General features: G+C 57.1%; 23 protein-coding genes. 15 read left to right on the top strand and 8 right to left on the bottom strand.

Features of this window, described 5'->3' with window-relative positions; translation table 11 throughout:
* Positions 1-19 precede the first annotated feature (19 nt).
* Complete coding sequence (locus QZ725_RS07980; RefSeq protein WP_293778262.1) at positions 20-685, top strand: DUF4136 domain-containing protein; 666 nt, start codon at positions 20-22, stop codon at positions 683-685.
* A 175-nt stretch (positions 686-860) separates the two neighbouring features.
* Here QZ725_RS07980 and QZ725_RS07975 read toward each other — a convergent pair whose 3' ends face one another.
* The 6 genes from QZ725_RS07975 to QZ725_RS07950 form a co-directional block, all read right to left on the bottom strand.
* Positions 861-1031 (bottom strand): hypothetical protein, encoded by a 171-nt coding sequence (locus QZ725_RS07975; RefSeq protein WP_293778260.1) that lies wholly within the window; start codon positions 1029-1031, stop codon positions 861-863.
* 7 nt (positions 1032-1038) lie between these two features.
* Positions 1039-2013, bottom strand: coding sequence for a quinone oxidoreductase (locus QZ725_RS07970; RefSeq protein WP_293778257.1), 975 nt, complete (start codon positions 2011-2013; stop codon positions 1039-1041).
* Positions 2014-2082: 69 nt separating this feature from the next.
* Positions 2083-2862, bottom strand: coding sequence for an SDR family oxidoreductase (locus QZ725_RS07965; protein WP_293778254.1), 780 nt, complete (start codon positions 2860-2862; stop codon positions 2083-2085).
* Entirely contained in the window at positions 2863-3789 is a 927-nt protein-coding gene (locus QZ725_RS07960) for a DMT family transporter (RefSeq protein ID WP_293778251.1), read from the bottom strand. It abuts the gene before it with no gap.
* 80 nt (positions 3790-3869) lie between these two features.
* On the bottom strand, positions 3870-4499 hold the full coding sequence (gene ribA / locus QZ725_RS07955; RefSeq protein WP_293778249.1) for a GTP cyclohydrolase II: 630 nt from the start codon (positions 4497-4499) through the stop codon (positions 3870-3872).
* Positions 4500-4583: 84 nt separating this feature from the next.
* The gene (locus QZ725_RS07950) at positions 4584-5198 is read right to left on the bottom strand and encodes an FMN-dependent NADH-azoreductase (protein ID WP_293778247.1); all 615 of its coding nucleotides are present in this window, start codon (positions 5196-5198) and stop codon (positions 4584-4586) included.
* A 163-nt stretch (positions 5199-5361) separates the two neighbouring features.
* Here QZ725_RS07950 and QZ725_RS07945 point away from each other — a divergent pair, with 163 nt between their 5' ends.
* Positions 5362-6309, top strand: coding sequence for a LysR family transcriptional regulator (locus tag QZ725_RS07945; RefSeq protein WP_293778245.1), 948 nt, complete (start codon positions 5362-5364; stop codon positions 6307-6309).
* On the opposite strand, the gene QZ725_RS07940 is transcribed toward QZ725_RS07945, so the two are convergent.
* Positions 6296-7828 (bottom strand): helicase HerA-like C-terminal domain-containing protein, encoded by a 1533-nt coding sequence (locus QZ725_RS07940; RefSeq protein ID WP_293778243.1) that lies wholly within the window; start codon positions 7826-7828, stop codon positions 6296-6298. The two genes, QZ725_RS07945 and QZ725_RS07940, sit on opposite strands and share 14 nt — an antisense overlap.
* Before the next feature lie 114 nt (positions 7829-7942).
* On the opposite strand from QZ725_RS07940, the gene QZ725_RS07935 reads away from it, so the two are divergent.
* The 12 genes from QZ725_RS07935 to QZ725_RS07880 all read left to right on the top strand — a co-directional run bounded on the left by QZ725_RS07935 (position 7943) and on the right by QZ725_RS07880 (position 18222).
* Complete coding sequence (locus tag QZ725_RS07935; protein ID WP_293778241.1) at positions 7943-8668, top strand: YebC/PmpR family DNA-binding transcriptional regulator; 726 nt, start codon at positions 7943-7945, stop codon at positions 8666-8668.
* 131 nt (positions 8669-8799) lie between these two features.
* Complete coding sequence (purD, locus tag QZ725_RS07930; protein WP_293778239.1) at positions 8800-10071, top strand: phosphoribosylamine--glycine ligase; 1272 nt, start codon at positions 8800-8802, stop codon at positions 10069-10071.
* Positions 10072-10217: 146 nt separating this feature from the next.
* A complete protein-coding gene (gene hemF, locus QZ725_RS07925) occupies positions 10218-11117 on the top strand; it encodes an oxygen-dependent coproporphyrinogen oxidase (protein WP_293778237.1) in 900 nt (299 codons plus the stop codon).
* Positions 11104-11781: a nicotinate-nucleotide adenylyltransferase gene (locus QZ725_RS07920; protein WP_293778234.1), complete on the top strand. Its 678-nt coding sequence runs from the start codon at positions 11104-11106 to the stop codon at positions 11779-11781. The genes hemF and QZ725_RS07920 overlap by 14 nt, the downstream gene beginning before the upstream one ends.
* Positions 11781-12479: a ribosome silencing factor gene (rsfS, locus tag QZ725_RS07915; protein ID WP_293778231.1), complete on the top strand. Its 699-nt coding sequence runs from the start codon at positions 11781-11783 to the stop codon at positions 12477-12479. Before QZ725_RS07920 ends, rsfS begins: the two co-directional genes overlap by 1 nt.
* A gap of 9 nt (positions 12480-12488) precedes the next feature.
* A complete protein-coding gene (gene rlmH, locus QZ725_RS07910; RefSeq protein ID WP_293778228.1) occupies positions 12489-12959 on the top strand; it encodes a 23S rRNA (pseudouridine(1915)-N(3))-methyltransferase RlmH in 471 nt (156 codons plus the stop codon).
* A 4-nt stretch (positions 12960-12963) separates the two neighbouring features.
* Complete coding sequence (locus tag QZ725_RS07905; protein ID WP_293778225.1) at positions 12964-13584, top strand: Maf family protein; 621 nt, start codon at positions 12964-12966, stop codon at positions 13582-13584.
* Entirely contained in the window at positions 13581-15044 is a 1464-nt protein-coding gene (rng, locus tag QZ725_RS07900) for a ribonuclease G (protein WP_293778222.1), read from the top strand. The genes QZ725_RS07905 and rng overlap by 4 nt, the downstream gene beginning before the upstream one ends.
* A gap of 231 nt (positions 15045-15275) precedes the next feature.
* Complete coding sequence (locus QZ725_RS07895; RefSeq protein WP_293778272.1) at positions 15276-16454, top strand: SpoIIE family protein phosphatase; 1179 nt, start codon at positions 15276-15278, stop codon at positions 16452-16454.
* An 8-nt stretch (positions 16455-16462) separates the two neighbouring features.
* Positions 16463-17023, top strand: a complete 561-nt coding sequence (locus QZ725_RS07890) for a SiaB family protein kinase (protein ID WP_293778270.1) — start codon at positions 16463-16465, stop codon at positions 17021-17023.
* A 39-nt stretch (positions 17024-17062) separates the two neighbouring features.
* Entirely contained in the window at positions 17063-17452 is a 390-nt protein-coding gene (locus QZ725_RS07885) for a DUF1987 domain-containing protein (protein WP_293778219.1), read from the top strand.
* Positions 17452-18222 (top strand): GGDEF domain-containing protein, encoded by a 771-nt coding sequence (locus tag QZ725_RS07880; RefSeq protein ID WP_293778217.1) that lies wholly within the window; start codon positions 17452-17454, stop codon positions 18220-18222. The genes QZ725_RS07885 and QZ725_RS07880 overlap by 1 nt, the downstream gene beginning before the upstream one ends.
* 79 nt (positions 18223-18301) lie before the next feature.
* Here QZ725_RS07880 and QZ725_RS07875 read toward each other — a convergent pair whose 3' ends face one another.
* Entirely contained in the window at positions 18302-19057 is a 756-nt protein-coding gene (locus QZ725_RS07875) for a glycosyltransferase (protein WP_293778215.1), read from the bottom strand.
* A 277-nt stretch (positions 19058-19334) separates the two neighbouring features.
* On the opposite strand from QZ725_RS07875, the gene QZ725_RS07870 reads away from it, so the two are divergent.
* Positions 19335-20019, top strand: a 685-nt coding sequence (locus QZ725_RS07870; protein ID WP_293778212.1) for a glycosyltransferase family 2 protein, incomplete at its 3' end; no start/stop codon positions are given.

The raw sequence follows: 20019 nt of genomic DNA, 5'->3' as shown, positions 1-20019 counted from the left end.
GTTTCAGGAGAATAAGAAAATGCGTCGCACTTTTTTGATGATTGTTGCTCTTTCCACGCTGCTTCTAAGCGGTTGCGCCTCGTTTGTGCGCAGCGACGTGATCGCTTTCCACGACTGGCCGGCGGATATGCCGAACAAAGTCTATGTATTCGACAACAAGCCGGGGCAGGAAAACAATCTCGAACGCCGCAATTATGAAAACCTGGTACGGACCGAGCTAACTCGCCTGGGATTCGTTGAAGCACAAAATCCCAAGTCTGCCATTCTGAAGGTGGCATTGAGCTACAAGATCGATGCACGTGATGTACGTGTCGTCGAACCGGTCGCCGATCCTTATTGGCCCTACTACGGGCCTCCATACTACGGACCACGTTGGCGCGGATACTACGGCCCGTTCTACGATCCGTTCTGGTACGGCCCACCATCGGTTTACTACAGGGAAGCACAATACGAAGTCTTCAAACGCCAGTTGAATGTACAAATCACGCAGGTGCGCGATGGCAAAAAGCTGTATGACGTAACGGTGGATAGTGATGGCGGCAATGGCTCGCTAGCGTTTGCCATGCCTTATATGGTCAAAAGCGCATTCGAGGATTTTCCCGGTCGTAGTGGCATTCCGCGCCGTGTGAAGCTAGAGATCAAGGAGCAGCCTCAACCTGTACCCAACACGCCCGCCGCGAAGTAAGGGGATCTGATCGTAGACGAAACCCAAGGCAGCAAGATGTCGGCAGATTCTCCAAGGCTTGCTTCGTAAATCGTAAGCAATACGGGGGAAAAGCATTTACTCCCAAAACACCGTGCATTACAAAAACAAAAAGCGACCAGACAGGTCGCTTTTTCATATGCAAGACAGGAAACAATCAGGTGTAATAGGCCAGCGAACCGAAGGTGAGCGCCACCACAATCAATAGACTAGCCGCCAACACGAGCAACAAACGACCGAACTTGGGTGTGCCATTCTCGTCTGCCGTGTGTTCGTCAACCTGATCCGCTCGATTAGCTTCGCGCGCAGTCTCGCCTTCAATCGCCATAGCCACCTCAAGGAATCAGGATGGAGGAACCCGTTGTCTGGCGGGACTCCAGATCGCGGTGCGCCTGTGCGGCATTGGACAACTCGTAGCGTTGATGAATGCCGATCTTCAGCTTGCCGCCTTCCACCATGCCAAACAATTCGGCTGCCATGATTTCCAGCTCTTCTCGCTTAGCCGTGTAGTGAAACAAGGAAGGGCGTGTGATAAACAAGGAACCGCGCGAAACAAGTTCCTTCAACTCAAATGCCGGCACCGGCCCCGAAGCCGCGCCATAGCTCACCATCATGCCCAATGGTGACAGGCAATCCAGCGAATCCGTAAACGTTTCCTTGCCAACAGAATCGTAAACCACCGGCACCCCGGCGCCATTCGTCAGTTCGCGCACGCGTTCGACGAAATTTTCCTTTTTGTAGTTGATGGTGTGTGTGCAGCCATGCGCCTTGGCCAATTCTGCCTTTTCGTCAGAGCTGACCGTGCCGATCATGGTCACGCCCAAGGCACGCGCCCATTGGCAGGCGATCAGGCCGACACCACCGGCCGCGGCATGAAACAGGATGGTTTCACCACCTTGCAAACGGAAGGTGCGGCGGAACAGGTACTGTACGGTCAAACCCTGCAGCATCATCGCGGCTGCCGTATCGAATTCGATCGAACGCGGCAGCTTGACGAGAACATTGGCCGGCAGGACGCGCGCCGAAGCATACGCTCCTGGCTGCCCGCCCGCATAAGCCACACGATCGCCGACCTGAAGATGCGTCACGCCCTCACCGAGCGCTTCGACCACACCTGCGCCTTCCATACCGATTCCGCCGGGCAAGGGCTGCGGGTACTGGCCGGTGCGGTAATACACATCGATGTAATTGAGTCCGCAGGCCATCTGGCGGATACGCGCCTCGCCCGGCGCCGGCGCAGTCAGCACCACATCTTCGTACTCCATCACCTCCGGGCCACCGACCCGGTGCATCCTGATCGCTTGCGTCATGCTGTCTCTCTCCTTGATTGACGAGGCGTGCCACCTCGCTCAGCGTAGAACGCAAATCCGCGGCACCGTTCAATACGTGCCGGGATAAGCGCCACCATCGAGCAGTATGTTCTGCCCTGTAATGTACCCTGCATGCGCGCTGCATAAAAATGCGCATGCCGCACCGAACTCCTGACGCGTGCCGAAACGGCACGCCGGAATCGCCATGCGCCGGCGTTCGCGAATGTCTGCGGCGCTGCGATCACTGCCCTGTGCCGCAGCATTAAAAATCGCCGTCAGGCGATCCGTATCGAATGCACCGGGCAAGAGATTGTTGATCGTGACACCTTGCGCCACCGTCTTGCGCGCAAGGCCGGCAACAAAGCCCGTCAATCCGGCGCGTGCGCCATTCGACAATCCAAGGCTGTCAATCGGCGCCTTGACCGAATTCGAGGTGATGTTGACGATACGCCCGAAGCCACGCGCCATCATGCCATCTACCGTCGCCTTGATCAGTTCGATGGGGGTGAGCATGTTGGCGTCGAGCGCGGCAATCCAGTCATCGCGCGACCACTCACGAAAATCACCAGCCGGCGGGCCACCTGCATTGGTGATGAGGATATCGGGTTGCGGGCATGCAGCCAACACCTGAGCGCGCCCTTCGGGCATCGTGATATCTGCCACAACCGGGGTGATTGTCACGGCGTATGCGGTACGCAAAGTCGCGGCGGCCTGTTCCAGCACTGCCGCGTTGCGCGCCACAATGGTCAGATGCACACCCTCGGCAGCAAGCGCTTCGGCACAGCCGAAGCCAAGACCGCGGCTCGCACCGCAAACCAATGCCGATTTACCGCGTATGCCCAAATCCATTCAAGCCGCCTTCTTTCGCGTCAATAAATAAATGCCGCACAGCACGAGTGCCGTGCCGCCGAGCTGGATGCCGGTGATCGGCTCGTCCAGAATTGCCGCTCCGAGAAACAGCGTGGAAACCGGGCCGATCATGCCAGCCTGCGAGGCACTGGCAGCGCCAATGCGCTGCACGGCAATCATCGTCAGGAACACTGGCAACACGGTACAGAACACGGCATTCACAATGGAAAGGCCATAAACCGCCTGCGGCTGGAGGAGAAAGGAAACCGGCCTCAACAAAAAGAATTGCAGGATGCACGCGGCACTGGCCACGCACATGGCATACGCCACCAGACGCAACGAGCCGACACGTTTGACCAGTTCACCGGAACCAAGCAGATAGATCGCATACGACACCGCGCTTCCCAGCACCAGAAGGCTGCCCAGCACAACATTGCTGCCGCCGAGCCGCACATCGTGCATGAAAACCAGGATCGTACCGAGATATGAAATCCCCAGCGCTGCCCATTCGATCCAGGCAATGCGCCGCTTCATCAGGAAAATCGACAGCAGCAGCACGAAGGATGGCGTGAGGAAGAGAATGAGGCGCTCTAACCCGACCGAAATGTATTGCAATCCAAGAAAATCGAGAAAACTCGACAGGTAGTAACCCAATATGCCAAGCACCACGATCTGGCCTTTTTCCTTGCCGCTCAGTGGCACGGCCTTGCGTGCCTGCCAGACCGCGATGGCGATGAAGAACGGCAGGGAAAACAGCATTCGAAACGCGATCAGCGTGACCGGATCGACGTGATAACGATAGATGAGTTTGGCGACGATCGCCTTGGCGGAAAACAAGATCGCGCCAATGATCGCGATACTCAGTCCGAACAGCAGCGCCTTGCGAGCGGCGCCAGCTTCATCGGGAAGAGCGGAAGGAGAGGACATGCAAGGATTGTAGCCACTTCACAAAAACGTCGCGTGAAGAAAACTGCAAGAAAGACGGCAAGAGATGAAAGTTCTGCGCGTCAGAACAGATGACCGAGCTTGACGGCCTTCGTCGTCAGGTAACGTTCGTTGAAAGGATTGCGTGTGATGACCAACGGCACACGCTCGGCAATCTGCATACCGATCTGCTCCATCGCCGCAATCTTGCGCGGATTGTTGGTCATCAGGCGCAAGCTGCTGATCTGCAAGTGCTGCAGCATCGGCAGGCACAGCCGGTAATTGCGCTGGTCGGCCTTGAATCCCAGTTGTTCGTTGGCTTCCACCGTATCTGCGCCGGCATCCTGCAACTGGTAAGCACGAATCTTGTTGACGAGGCCGATGCCGCGCCCTTCCTGACGCAGATAGAACAAGGCACCACGCCCATCTTCGGCAATCATGCGCAAGGCCGCTTCGAGTTGTGGGCCGCAATCGCAACGCAGGCTGAACAGGCCATCGCCGGTCAGGCACTCGGAGTGAATGCGCGACAGCACCGGTTTGCCATCTCCCACATCGCCCAGCGTGAGCGCAACATGTTCCTTACCGCTGGCCGGTTCGACGAACGCATGCAGGCGAAATGTCGCCCACGGCGTCGGCAGATCGCACGAGGCAACATAATCGAGAGCGGAATCGGAAACGGCAGCCGTGTCGGCAGCGGGAAGACTTGTATTCATGGACGATGTACTTCAATCAACGGAAAAAGCAGCCGACACCGACCGTCGGTAGCGGCTGCGTTTTTTCCCGAAAGACGAAGGATATCAGGCTGCGAGCAATTCGTTGATGGTTGCACTGGTTTGCGTCAGCGCCTTTTCCACACCAACCTCGCCCATTGCCAGCCCTTCGCTCGACACGAACGTGATATCCGTCAGGCCGATGAAGCCCAGCACGGTACGCAAATACGTGCCGAGGAAATCCATCGATTGCGCAGGACCGGCACTGTAGACGCCGCCGGCCGCCGTGAAGACATAGACTTTCTTGCCCTGCAACAGGCCGACCGGGCCGGACTCGCCGTATTTGAATGTCACGCCGGCACGCGCCACGTGATCGATCCATGCTTTGAGGCCGGAGGTGATCGAAAAGTTGTACATCGGCGCACCGATCACGATCACATCGGCATCGAACAATTCCTGCACCAGCGTTTCCGACAGCTTGGCGATGTCGGCCTGTTCTGGCGTGCGTTGTTCGGCTGGCGTGAAGAAGGCGCCGAGCGTCTGCTCAGTCAGGTGCGGCAGCGGTTGTGCAGCAACATCGCGTTCGGTCACTACTACGCCAGGTTCACGCGCCTGCCATTTCTGAACGAATTCGGCGGTCACTTTGCGGGAGACGGAATCGTTTTGGCGCACGCTGCTGTTAATAAGAAGAATCTTGGTCATGATGGGTTCTCGCTTTCTTTTCAGGCCTGATCGGGCAGGCAATTCATTTGAAAAACACGTCGGCTGGTTTGCCGCGTGTCGTTGAAAGCATCGTAGAACAAGACTACTATCTACAAAACCCACATTATTTAACTTTATTTAATCGATATTTTCGATAATAAATATGAGAGATCCTGGCCAGCCCACACTGGATCAATTGCGCGTGTTTGTCGCCGTCATCGATTGCGGCAGTTTTTCACGTGCGGCGGAAGAATTGCACCGCACGCAATCCGTCGTCAGTTACACCATTGCCAATCTGGAAGCGCAACTGAACGTCGCCCTGTTCGACCGCAGCAAGCGCAAGCCCAGTCTGACCGAAGCGGGCAAGGCCTTGCTGGCGGATGCGCGCATCGTCGGGTCCAAGGTCGATGCAATGCAAACGCGCGCCAAGATGCTATCGCTGGGGCTGGAGGCAGAAGTGTCGATTGCTGTGGATGTCATGTTTCCCAATTGCGCACTGGTCACGGCACTCAAGGCATTTCAAGAACAATTTCCCACGGTCGGCCTGCGACTGCGGATTGAAGCACTGGGTGCCGTCAAGCATCTGGTCAGCGAGCGCATCTGCCAGATCGGCATTACGGGCCCGATGCTGGATTACCCGGACGGTTACCAGCATCAGCAACTCGGCCATGTCAGCATGATTCCGGTGGCAGCGCCCACGCATCCGCTGGCCCTGCACGAAGGCGTGGTACCGATCGAAGCAGCGCGTGACCATACCCAACTGGTGCTAACCGACCGCAGTCAATTGACGAGCGGGCAAAATTTCAACGTCATTGCCGTGCGCGACTGGCGACTTGGCGATCTCGGTGCCAAGCACATGCTGCTGTTGAATGGGCTGGGTTGGGGCTCGATGCCGGAACACATGGTACGTGCCGATCTGGAACAGGGCCGGCTCGTGGAACTGAACCTTGCCCACATGCAGAGCATCGCCTACGCATTGAATCTCATCCACCGCAGCGACGATGCGCCGGGACCGGCGGGGCGCTGGCTAATGCAATATTTGATCGATCAGGCAAGAACGCCCGATAGCGACATGCACACCCCACCTGCGGACATCGTCATTTCTTCTTGAGGATGGAACCGAGAATGCCGCGCACGATTTCGCGGCCTACCGTTGAACCCATGGTGCGTACGGTCGATTTGATCATGGCTTCAACAACGGTATCGGTACGCCGTGCTGCCGTCTTGCCGCGGGTGCCCTTGCCATTCCCAGTGTTGCTGCCACCGCCAAAGATGCCGCCCAATACATCGGCAAAGCCGCCGCTCTGCTCGGCCTCTTCCTGCGTGACGTCTTCGGCCTGCTTGGCTTGCGCCGCCGTCCGTCCCTTGAGTTTTTCGTAAGCCGATTCGCGATCGACGGCTTTTTCATAGATACCGGCCACCAGCGATTGCGCGATAAGCGCACTGCGCTCGACATCTGTCAGCGGGCCGATCTGTGACGCCGGCGGCAATACGAACGCACGCTCGACCACGGCCGGGCGACCTTTTTCATCCAGGAAGGAGACCAGCGCTTCGCCAACGCCCAGTTCGGTAATCGCCTGTGCAGTATCGAGTTCAGGATTGGGACGGAAAGTCTGTGCCGCTGCCTGCACGGCTTTTTGGTCACGTGGCGTGTAGGCACGCAAGGCATGCTGCACACGGTTGCCCAGCTGGCCGAGCACGGTATCCGGAATATCGAGCGGATTCTGCGTGACGAAATACACGCCAACGCCTTTCGAGCGGATCAGGCGTACCACCTGCTCGATCTTTTGCAGCAGCGGCTTGGGTGCTTCGGCAAACAGCAGATGTGCTTCGTCGAAGAAGAAAACCAGCTTCGGCTTGTCCAGATCGCCCACCTCAGGCAGGTGCTCGAACAGTTCGGACAGCATCCATAGCAGGAAGGTCGAATACAGGCGCGGCGCGTTCATGAGTTTGTCCGCCGTCAGGATATTGACGACGCCCTTGCCATTGGCATCGGTTTGCAGCAAATCCTCGATGTTGAGCATGGGTTCGCCGAAGAAGCGATCGCCACCCTGCTCCTCGATGCCGATCAGACCGCGCTGGATGGCACCGATACTGGCGGCCGAAATATTGCCGTATTCGGTCTGAAAAGTAGCCGCATTATCGCCCACATGCTGCAGCATCGCACGCAAATCCTTGCTATCGAGCAGCAACAACCCCTGATCGTCGGCGATCTTGAACACCAGTTGCAGCACGCCCTGTTGGGTATCGTTGAGGTTGAGCATGCGCGCCAGCAACAGCGGACCAAGATCGGAAATCGTGGCGCGTACCGGATGGCCTTTTTCGCCATACACATCCCAGAATGCAACCGGTGCACCGGCCCATGCCGGCTCAGGCAAACCCAGCGTCGCAAAACGCTCCTTGACCTTGCCGGCACTCATGCCCGGCTTGGCGATGCCTGACAAATCGCCCTTCACGTCGGCCATGAAGACCGGCACGCCGATATCCGACAAAGCCTGCGCCAGCGTTTGCAAGGTCACCGTCTTGCCGGTACCCGTCGCGCCGGTAATGCAGCCGTGGCGATTGGCCAATGCCGGCAGCAAGGTCAGTTCATGCGCCTGGTTTTTGGCGATCAGAAGAGGATTGGGCATGGTGTGAAAGTCCGCAAATAAAGGGCGAGCCGCATCGCCTGAGGGTAATCGAGGGCGGCCTATATGTTAAAATCCGCGCCTCATTATAGCCAACACACCGGAAAGAAATTCGTCATGGCAGGACATAGCAAATGGGCCAATATTCAGCATCGTAAAGGCCGTCAAGACGAAAAACGCGGCAAGATCTGGACTCGCCTGATCAAGGAAATCACCGTGGCTGCCCGCATGGGCGGCGGCGACCCCGAAGCCAATCCACGTCTGCGCCTGGCGGTCGACAAGGCAGCCGATGCCAACATGCCGAAGGATAACGTCACGCGCGCCATCCAGCGCGGCACCGGCACGCTCGATGGCGTCGATTACGAGGAAATCCGCTACGAAGGCTACGGCATCAACGGCGCCGCCATTATTGTCGATTGCATGACCGATAACCGCGTGCGTACCGTGGCGGAAGTGCGCCACGCCTTTTCCAAATTCGGCGGCAATATGGGCACCGAAGGTTCTGTTGCCTTCCTATTCAAGCATTGCGGCCAGTTTTTCTTCGCCCCGGGTACCGACGAAGACAAGCTGATGGAAGCTGCACTCGAAGCCGGTGCCGAAGACGTCGTCACGGATGATGAAGGCGGTATCGAAGTGCTGTGCCCACCTCACGATTTCTCGACCGTCAAGACGGCACTGGAAGCCGCCGGCTTCAAGGCTGAACTGGCTGAAGTGGTCATGAAACCGGCCACTGAAACCGTCTTTGAAGGCGACGATGCGGTGCGCATGCAAAAACTGCTGGATGCACTTGAAAATCTGGACGACGTGCAGGAAATCTACACCAACGCCGTCATCGAGAACTAAGAACGAACACGAGGCGGACGGGAAAATCGAGCGTTCAATGAGCGCTTTCCCGATTTCCCTCACCTGCGACGACACCGCCCTGCAAGCGCCGCAAGCCCTTTTAGCAAGCACTTTACTCAAGCGATCATTACATGAAAATTCTGGTAGTCGGCTCAGGCGGCCGCGAACACGCCTTGGCTTGGAAACTGGCCCAATCGGAACGCATCCAAAAAGTGTTCGTGGCGCCCGGCAATGGTGGTACCGCTCTGGATGACCGTCTCGAAAACGTAGCGATCAACGATCCACAGGCGCTGGCTGAATTCGCCAAAAAGGAAAATATCGGCCTGACCGTGGTCGGCCCTGAAGTTCCGCTGGCAGCCGGCATCGTCAATATCTTCCGTAACGAAGGCTTGAAAATCTTCGGCCCGACCAAGGAAGCCGCGCAACTCGAAAGCTCCAAGGATTTCGCCAAGGCGTTCATGAAGCGCCACGCGATTCCGACTGCCGAATATCAGACTTTCTCCGATCTGGCCGGCGCACACAGCTATATCGATCAAAAAGGCGCACCCATCGTCATCAAGGCCGATGGTCTGGCTGCCGGCAAAGGCGTGGTCGTTGCCATGACGCTGGAAGAAGCACATGCCGCCGTGGACATGATGCTGTCGGACAACAAGCTCGGTGATGCCGGTGCACGCGTGGTCATCGAGGAATTTCTCGCTGGCGAAGAAGCCAGCTTCATCGTCATGGTCGATGGCAAGAACGTCTTGCCGCTGGCAACCAGTCAGGATCACAAGCGCCTGCTCGACAACGACGCAGGTCCGAACACCGGCGGCATGGGCGCCTACTCGCCGGCACCGATCGTGACGCCAGCGCTGCATGCGCGCGTGATGCGCGAAATCATTCTGCCAACCGTGCAAGGCATGGCGAAAGACGGCATCGTGTTCACGGGCTTCCTATACGCCGGTCTGATGATCGACGACAAGGGCAATCCGAAGACGCTGGAATTCAACTGCCGCATGGGCGATCCGGAAACGCAACCAATCATGGCGCGCCTGAAAACCGATCTCGTGACCGTGATGGAGCACGCAGTCAGCGGTACGCTCGATAGCATCGAACTCGAATGGGATCGTCGTACGGCGCTGGGCGTCGTCATGGCGGCAGCCGGTTATCCGGATGCGCCGCGCAAGGGCGACGTCATCACCGGCATCGCTGCCGAAACGCCGGACAGCGTGACCTTTCATGCCGGCACGACCTTGAACGATGGCAAGCTGACCGCCAGCGGTGGTCGCGTGCTGTGCGTGGTCGGCCTTGGCGACAGCGTCAAGATGGCGCAGAAGAAAGCCTATGAAGCCGTCGATCAGATTCATTTCGATGGCATGCAATTCCGCCGTGACATCGGCTGGCGCGCACTCAAGCGTTCCTGATACCTGCGCCTCCTTCGGCTGATTCGAAGGAGGCAACCATCGCTTTCCCGCCGCCCGCAGTCGCGGCTGTCAGTCTCCCTTGCCAACGGTTCGATACCGTCGGCCTTTCCTTCGCCGTATTTCGCCAGGGATCACACCTCACCATCATGTCGCCAACCGATCACGTCAAGCAATACCTGCAAGACCTGCAACAACGCATCGTTGCCTCGCTCGAAGCGCTCGATGGCAAGCCGTTCCTGCACGATAGCTGGGAGCGTCCCGAAGGCGGTGGTGGCATTTCACGCATCATCGAAAATGGCAACGTCTTCGAGCGCGGCGGTGTCGGTTTTTCGCATGTGCGTGGCAGCAATCTGCCGCCTTCGGCAGCCGCCAACCGACCCGAACTCGCCGGCCGCGAATGGGAAGCGATGGGCGTGTCGCTCGTGCTGCATCCGCACAATCCCTATGCGCCAACGGCGCACATGAACGTGCGTTTTTTCATTGCGAGTGCAGACGGCCAGGAACCGATCTGGTGGTTTGGCGGCGGCATGGACATGACGCCTTATTACGGTTTCGAGGAAGATGCACGTCACTTCCATCAGGCATGCCGCGATGCCGTGCAGCCTTTCGGCGACGACCTCTATCCACGCTACAAGCAATGGTGCGACGACTATTTCTATCTCAAGCATCGCAAGGAACCGCGCGGCATCGGCGGTATCTTCTTCGACGATCTGAACAGTCCGGATTTCGAGCAGTGCTTCGCGCTGCAGCGCAGCGTGGGCGATGCCTTTGTCGAGGCCTATCTGCCGATCGTGGCACGCCGCAAGGAGAGCGCCTATGGCGAGCGCGAGCGCGATTTCCAGACCTATCGTCGTGGACGCTATGTAGAATTCAATCTGGTGTTTGATCGCGGCACCTTATTCGGCCTGCAATCAGGCGGGCGTACGGAATCCATCCTGATGTCGATGCCCCCCGTAGTCACCTGGCACTATAACTGGCAACCGGAAGCCGGCAGCGCCGAAGCACGCCTGTACACCGATTTTCTGATTCATCGTGACTGGCTCTGACAACACGGCCGCGCGTCGCCCCTGCATCCTGCTGCTGGGCGGTAGCTTCGACCCCGTACACCGCGCGCATGTCGCACTGGCCGATTATTTCGTCCGGTTGTTCCAGCCCGATGTGCTACGCATCATCCCCGCCGGCAATCCTTGGCAGAAAAAGGGTTTGCAAGCATCGGCGACGAATCGGATTGCCATGCTGGAACGCGCCTTTGCCGGCACGACCGTGCCTTTCGTCATCGATACGCAGGAAATTCACCGCACCGAACCCACCTACACGGTGGATACCTTGCGTCATATTCGTACGGAAGTCGGTGCGGAGGCGACGTTGATCTTCCTGATGGGTGGCGATCAATTGCAGGGACTGCAAACGTGGCATGATTGGCGTCAGCTGTTTGCGTATACACACATTGCAGCAGCATCGCGCCCCGGTTTTTCGGTTGCCACGGCCGATCTCGATGCCAACGTGGCGCGCGAAATCCAGTTGCGTGCTGCTTCGGCAACCCAATTACGCCAGACCGCGCACGGTCATATCCTGATTGCGGACGATCTTGCCATCGACATTTCCGCCACAGAAATACGCCAAGCCCTGCAGGGCGGGCAACACACGATTTCTCAGCTACCGCCTGCGGTGCTAGACTATATCGAACAACATCATCTTTACAGAAACTAATGGATATCAAAAAACTGCAAGCCCTCGTCATCGATGCACTGGAAGACGTCAAGGCGCAAGACATTCAAGTGTTCAGCACCGAACACATGACCAGTCTGTTCGACCGCATTGCCATCGCTTCCGGTACCTCTAATCGTCAGACCAAGGCGCTTGCAGCATCCGTGCGCGACAAGGTCAAACAAAACGGTGGCGACATCGTCAGCATCGAGGGCGAAGAAACCGGCGAATGGGTATTGGTCGACTTGGGCGACATGGTCGTCCACATCATGCAACCGGCGATCCGCGCCTACTATCGACTCGAAGAAATCTGGGGCGAAAAGGAAGTCAAATTCGGCGCAGCCAAACGCACCGGCAAACGCATCACCGCATCTGAAGACGCGCCGACAGCGAAGAAAACCGCAGCACGTGCACCGGCGGTCACACAAGCCTCGCTCGACGATGAACCGAAAAAACCTGCACGCAAGACTGCAGCCAAATCGGCAAGCAGCGTTGCCGGCAAGACCGTTGCAAAGAAAACCGCCAGCAAGACACCAGCAAGCAAAGCCGTCGGCAAGACCGTCAAGGTCGCTGCCAGCAAAACCGTAGAAGCCTACAAGAAAGCGCCTGCGAGAAAAGTCGCTGCAAAGAAAGTGGCAGCGAAGGCTCCGGCAAAAAAGGTCGCCGCCAAGCGCACGACCAAGAAAACCGCTGACGAATAAGGCTGCGCCATGCAGCTGCTCATCGCGGCCGTCGGGCACAAGATGCCGGCGTGGATCGAAAGTGGCTTCAGCGAGTATGTGAAACGCATGCCGCACGATTGCCGCATCGTCCTCAAGGAAATCAAGCCGGTCGAACGCTCCGGCAGTAAAACGGCTGAAACCGCAATGGCGATGGAGCGCACGCGCATCGAAGCTGCGCTGCCCAAAGGCGCGCGCATCATCGCACTCGATGAACGCGGCAAGGACCTGACCAGCGTACAGCTATCGCAGTCGCTGACACAGTGGCAGCAGGATGGTCGCGATGTGGCTTTCATCATCGGCGGGGCAGATGGACTCGACCCCGAATTCAAACGCAATGCCGATATGCTGGTTCGCATTTCGAGCATGACGCTGCCGCACGGCATGGTGCGCGTGATGCTGGCTGAACAGTTGTATCGCGCCTGGACAATCACGCAAAACCATCCCTACCATCGCGTGTGAATCCATGAAAATTCCCGCCCCCAAGATATATCTCGCCTCGAAAAGTCCGCGTCGTCGTGAATTGCTGCGTCAGATCGGCGTGGAATTCGAGCTACTGATGCTGCGCGATCAATCACCACGTGGCCCCGAAGTCAGCGAAGTCGTGCTGCCGAATGAGCCTGCGGAAGACTATGTCGCACGCGTGACGCTCGAAAAAGCACAATTCGCACGCCAGACGATGCTGTGGCGCAAATTACCTGCACGCCCTATCCTTGCGGCCGATACCACGGTTGTGATCGATGGTCGTATCCTCGGCAAACCGACAGACGAGGCAGAAGCGATGGCAATGATGCAGCAACTTTCCGGGCGCACGCATCAGGTCCTGACCCACGTTGCGGTCTTGCACGATGACCGCACGTACCAGATCACGCAACGTTCGGATGTCACGTTTGCGACCTTGTCGGATGACCGGATTCGCCATTATTGCGCCACGGCCGAACCCTACGACAAGGCAGGCGGTTACGGCATTCAGGGGCAAGCCGCCCTCTTCATCACCGACATCGCCGGCAGTTATTCAGGCATCATGGGACTGCCCTTGTACGAAACCGGACAATTACTGAAACAGGCAGGATTGCAGATTCCATGAGCGAAGTCATTCTGGTCAACGTTACCCCGCAGGAAACCCGTGTCGCCCTCGTCTTGCAGGGAGCGGTGCAGGAATTGCATGTCGAGCGCACGCTGTCGCGCGGCATGGCAGGCAACATCTATGTCGGCAAGGTCGTGCGCGTCTTGCCCGGCATGCAGTCGGCGTTCATCGATATCGGCCTCGAACGCGCCGCCTTCCTGCATGTGGCCGACATCTGGAGCGCACGCCCCAATGATGGCCTGCCAGCGACGCAAATGCCGATCGAGCGCATGCTGCACGATGGACAATCGATCACCGTGCAAGTCATCAAGGACCCGATCGGCACCAAAGGCGCACGCTTGTCCACGCAGATTTCAATCGCAGGCCGCATGCTGGTCTATCTTCCGCAGGAATCGCACATCGGCATTTCGCAGCGCATCGAAAACGAAGCCGAGCGCGAACAGTTGCGCAGCAAGGTGCAGGGTCTGATGCAGCCGGGCGAAAAGGGCGGCTTCATCATCCGCACGATGGCAGAAGATGCTTCAGAAGAAGATCTGAAAGGCGATATCGATTACTTGCGCAAGACGTGGTCCAACATCACGCAAATGGCCAAGACCAAGCCGGCACCGAGCCTGCTCTATCAGGACCTCGATCTGGCGCAGCGCGTATTGCGCGACTTCGTCAATGAAGATACGCCGCGCATCCAGGTCGATTCGCGCGAAAACTATCAAAAGCTGGTTGCCTTTGCCGAACTTTACACGCCGTCGATCCTGCCCAAGCTCGCTCACTATCCCGGCGAGCGTCCGCTGTTCGACCTGTATGGTGTGGAAGAAGAAATCCAGCGTGCGCTCGGTCGCCGTGTCGATCTCAAGTCCGGTGGCTACCTGATCGTCGATCAAACCGAAGCCATGACGACCATCGACGTCAATACGGGCAGCTTCGTCAATGGCCGCAACTTCGACGACACCATCTTCAAGACCAATCTGGAAGCCTCGCATGCGATTGCGCGCCAACTGCGGCTGCGCAATCTGGGCGGCATCGTAATCCTCGATTTTATCGACATGGAAAACGAAGAGCACAAGGCAGCCGTACTGGGCGAACTCAAGCGCGCACTGGCACGCGACCGTACCAAGGTGTCCGTGTCGAACTTCTCGGCATTGGGACTGGTGGAAATGACGCGCAAGCGCACGCGTGAGTCGCTCGCACACATCCTGTGCGAACCCTGCCCGGCGTGTCAGGGCAAGGGCCAGGTCAAGACGGCGCGCACCATCTGCTATGAAATCCTGCGCGAGCTCACACGAGAAGCCAAGCAATTCAACCCGCGCGAATTCCGTATTCTCGCGTCACAAGTCGTGATCGACATGTTTCTCGAAGAGGAATCTCAGCATCTGGCGATGCTGAGCGCCTTCCTCGGCAAACCGATCTCGCTGCAGGTCGAAAACCTCTACCATCAGGAACAGTACGACGTAATCCTGATGTAGGCGCCGCGTTCTGCGTGCCGGCCCGATCACCTCGTTGACCCGGCCATTTCCTTTCTGCCCTATCCACGAACACGCCATTAGTTCGGCGCGTCACATTGCTGTCATACAACATCGCTAACATGCTTTCCGGCAGGCAACCGCCCGTCCGCGTTCCTTTTTTTCAAAGGCATGTTTGTGAAAGCAGCGTCCGCCTTCCTTTCGGATTTCTCGGCATTCGGCCCCGTTCACACGATGCAGGCAGCCAGGCTCGCCATGCAGGTACCGACCATCGCATCGAACCTGACGAATGCGCATGTGCTCGAAGTATTCACCAAATACCGTGACTTGATCAGCTTGCCGGTACTCGAAGGCGAGACCCCAATCGGACTCATCAGCCGCAATATTTTCATGTCGCAGATGTCCAAACCTTACTACCGCGAACTGTATGAAAAGAAGACCTGCATTGCCTTCATGGACAAGGCACCGCTGATCGTGGACAGCAAGATATCGGTAGAAAAACTTGCCGAACTTGCCGTGGAATCGGGCGACAAGACATTGGCCGACGGTTTCCTGATCGTGGATGACGCGCGCTTCGCGGGCCTCGGCTCGGGCCTGGATCTCATGCGCAAGATGGTCGAACTGCAAACCGAAAAGAATCATCAGGTCATGCAGAGTATCGACTACGCCAGCACCATCCAGCAGGCCATGTTGAGCACGTCCGATACGGCAATGAAAGCCATGCTGCCCGACGCCTGCCTAACCTGGCAGCCGCGCGATATCGTCGGCGGCGACTTCTATCACTTCGAAAGCTTTGAGCACGGCTGGTTTGGTGCATTGGCCGATTGCACGGGGCATGGCGTGCCCGGCGCATTTCTGACCGTGATCGCCTCATCGGCACTGCAACAGGCCTTGCATCAGTTCGGCCCCGCCGATCCGGCGCGCCTGATGGCCGAAGTCAACCGCAAGATCAAGGCGCGACTTGGGCAGTCCGCCCGAGGACGCCTTTCCGAATCGGATGATGGCATGGATGCCACTTTTTTCTGGTTCGACAAAACGACACGTAACCTGACCAGCGCCAGCGCGCGCATGCCCTTGCATTATTTTCTGCCCGGCACAGCGGAAGTCGTTTCAATTCCCGGCGAGCGCATGGGCATCGGCTATGTCGACACCGATGAGCATACGGTGTGGCGCAACACCATTACACAGCTACCAACAAACAGCATCCTGTTCGGCGCGACGGATGGCCTGACTGATCAGATTGGCGGCACCAAAAATATTGCCTTTGGCAAGCAGCGTTTGCGCAATCATCTTTTGCAACACAAGCAGTTGAGCATGGAGAAACTGGTGGCCTCGCTCCTGCACGAACTCCATGACTACCAGGGTCAGCATCAGCGACGCGATGATCTGACGTGTTTTGGATTCCGCCTCTAATGACCATGATGCACAACCACTCGCCGCAGGATCTGCACCAATTTTGCCAATGCGCGGAACAACGCGACGTTATCTTTTATTACGTCGGTTATTTCTCGCAACCGATCATCGCTGCCATGGCGGAAGCTGTGAAAACGCGCGTCGAGCAAACCGGCGCAGCGGCATCCGTGCGACGCAAGCTGTTCTCGTCGTTTGTTGAAATGGCGCAGAACATCGTGCATTACTCGGCCGATCACTCGCCACAGACGGAAGTGCGCGATGGCGACATGCGACATGGTTCGGTCAGCATAGCGTTAAGAAACGGGCATTACCACCTGCATTGTGGCAACCCCGTACAAATGCATGCAGCAGAAGAGCTGCGCATCAAGCTCGAACATTTGCGGGCGCTAACCATGGATGAAATCAAGCAAGAATACAAGGAAGCACTGCGCGCGGAAACGCCGACAAGCAGCAAGGGTGCCGGGCTTGGTCTGCTTACCATGGCACGCGATGCCAGTGCTCCCCTCGAATTCAGGCTTGCGCCCATGGACGAGGCGACCATGATGTTCTGCCTCAAAGCCATGATCTGAAAAAGACGCCTCCGCAGAAACATGATTTGCAAAGAAAAAATGGACAACCTCTTTATCGCCGCCACTGCCAGTACTCCCGAAGTCGACTTTCGCTTCGATCAACATTATCTGTCGCTGCGTGGTGAAGCCTATCCTGAGAACGCAGCGGCATACTGGGGCAATATCGTCACCATCCTGCGAGATTACCTCGACAGCGTGCCCGTGGAACAGACGATCACTTTTCATGTCGCCCTCGCCTATTTCAACAGTTCCAGCACCAAGATGCTGTTTTCGCTCTTCAGCATGCTCAATGACAAGGCTGAAGCAGGCACATCAATCGCGCTGCATTGGTACCACGATGAAGAAGACGACACCATTTACGAATTCGGCCAGGAGTTGCAGGAAGATTTTGTGCATCTCACCTTTCTCGACCACGCGGTGAAAAACTGATGACAGACAGCGACCTGTTTGCCGATGAAGTCGCCGCATTGGCCAGTGCCAATGCGCTGGTTTGTCGCAACGATGCCACCGACGCTGAATACAGGGTTGCGCTGGAGTTGCTATCGAAAAATTACGAACGGCTGATGCGCGAAACGCGACGGCTGATTGCGCGTAGCGATCGCACCGAGCTCGAACTCAATTTGCTCAACAGTCGACTGCATCAATTGAGTGTCGAACTTGAACACAAGGCGACGCACGACAATCTGACGGGGGTATTGAATCGCGGGGCGATCTTCGAGCGCGCCGCCTACTTTCTCAAGGACATGCCTATCGCCCTGGTCGTGCTGGATATCGATTTTTTCAAGCGTATCAATGACGAGTTCGGTCATCCCGTTGGCGATGCGGTTTTGAAGGAAGTGGTCGTCAGACTCAACGATACCCTGGGTGAATTCGGTGAAGTGGGACGGGTAGGCGGGGAGGAATTCACGATCCTGCTGCCGCACATGGAGCCGGAAGAAGCGCTGAACGTCGCCGAAGGTGCGCGCAGCGCCATCGCGAACCATCCTTTCGCAAGCATCCCTTTGCAGGTATCGGCCAGCTTCGGGGTCAGTTGGGGACAACAAGGCAGCGATTTTGAAGATATCTATGGACTGGCCGATGCGGCGCTTTATCAGGCGAAACGCACGGGACGCAATCGCGTGGAAATAGCCCCTGGCTGCATCACGCCATTGAATGTATCGACAGGCTGGACAGGAAATTCTGCCATTCCGGCAAACTGAGCACGCTTACCCTTCAGACGTCGCTGGAGACAAACCACCTTCATGTTGAAGACGTGCGCTGCCCTGCTCGTTGCCGCTCTCACTCTTTCCAGTAATCCACAATCCACGGTGCCTTGCGCACATAGCGGAATGCACGGTTGCGCCGGCCTTCCAGTGCATCCGGCGGATTGACTTCACCGTGAAAGATCACGATCTTCGTTCCTGACGGCACAAACGGCTCGCGCCAGTAATTGGTCGGCCACGGCGGAATGCAGTGATACTTATAGCTGCAGCACCACGAGGCCGGCCAGTACGCCAGCTTGCCCTGCTTGTGCAGCACGTCTGACAAAAATGCCTGCTCATTACGGAAATTCGCGCGCGCTTCCGCTTGCGTCGCGCGGAACTGCGCCAGCACATCGGCATGCGCACCGAGACGGAACCGGTAAACGGAAGAATTCCCGGTCACGCGCCATGGGCGCTTCCAATCGTGAATGATCAGGAATTCGCCCGGATGTTCGAAGAAAACATCGATGCTATCGGTGATGACGATATCGATATCGAGAAAGAGTGCCGTTCCCTTCAAGCCATGCAGATCGGCCTCGAATGTCGTGAGTTTTTTCCAGCCGCGCTCAGGCAAGCCATCGGGCAACCGCAGATCGGGAATCGGCAGGCACTCCACCTCGGCACGGATGCCGCTGCTATCGTCGGTCAGACAAACGAAACGAAAATCGCCCTGCAAATTGCGACGCACCATGCCGTATAAACGATTGATGTATTCGGGGCCATATTTGGTACCCCATTTCATGCAGAGGATGACTCGATCGTCTTCACTGGCGAGTCGTGCGTTGCTATTCATGTTGTCGGTTTTTCCCTGTCGCTGCGATCTTCAGATTTATTCGTTGCCCAGCACATTCGCCACCATTTTCCTGAGGAAACACCCATATAATGCAAAAGCAAATTGCATGAATGGACGGACCAGTCGCGTTTTACGTCGAAATGCTTGCAAACCGCCATGGTAAAGCGATTCGATGCGGCATGCCACTATTCATCAGGGATGGGCATGCCGCTTTTCGAGGTGCCCACATGAAAAACAATGCGCGGACACACCGCCTTCTTAGGGGCTCGGCAAAGACATGCAGCCTTCTCTTGATGACATCACCGTCATCGTCGTTACCTTCAACAGTGCCCATTGCATTCCGGCGCTGACGCCGACGCTAGGCGTGCTGCCACATGTCATCTTTGTCGATAATGCGAGCAACGATGGGACGATTGAGGCTGTCCATTCAGCACTCCCTCATGCCGATATCATCGCCAACAAACGCAACCTGGGTTTCGGCGCCGCCAACAATCGTGCGCTCGAAAAGACGAAGACCCGCTTCGCTCTTCTACTGAATCCCGATTGTCTTCCTGAAATCGATGCACTTCATCAATTGCTGGCCGCAGCAGCCGAATTCCCCGATGCCGCCATCATCGCACCACATCTGATCAAGCGAAACGGCGGTATAGAAGTCAGTTATCGCTGGCCACACAATCGCTGGCTATCTTGCGGGCCTGCTGCCGAAGGACCATGCTGCGTCGGTTTTGCCTGTGGTGCCGTTCTGCTACTCAACATGCAACAGATGCGCGATGTGGGATATTTCGACGAAGCCTTTTTCCTGTATTACGAAGACGAAGATTTGTGCCAACGCGCGTTCGATGCGAGGAAACAGATCGTCATTGCACCATCGGTCGGGATCTGTCATCTTTCGCGCGGTTCGGTCAAGGGGAATACACCGCTGAAAGCCGAATTCGGACGTGGCTATCATCACGCCCAATCGA

The sequence above is a fragment of the uncultured Oxalicibacterium sp. genome (assembly GCF_913776015.1).
In the GTDB taxonomy this organism is placed as follows: Bacteria; Pseudomonadota; Gammaproteobacteria; order Burkholderiales; family Burkholderiaceae_D; genus Oxalicibacterium.
The sequence above is the reverse complement of the archived record's forward strand: the minus strand, read 5'-3'. Positions and strand labels throughout refer to the sequence as shown.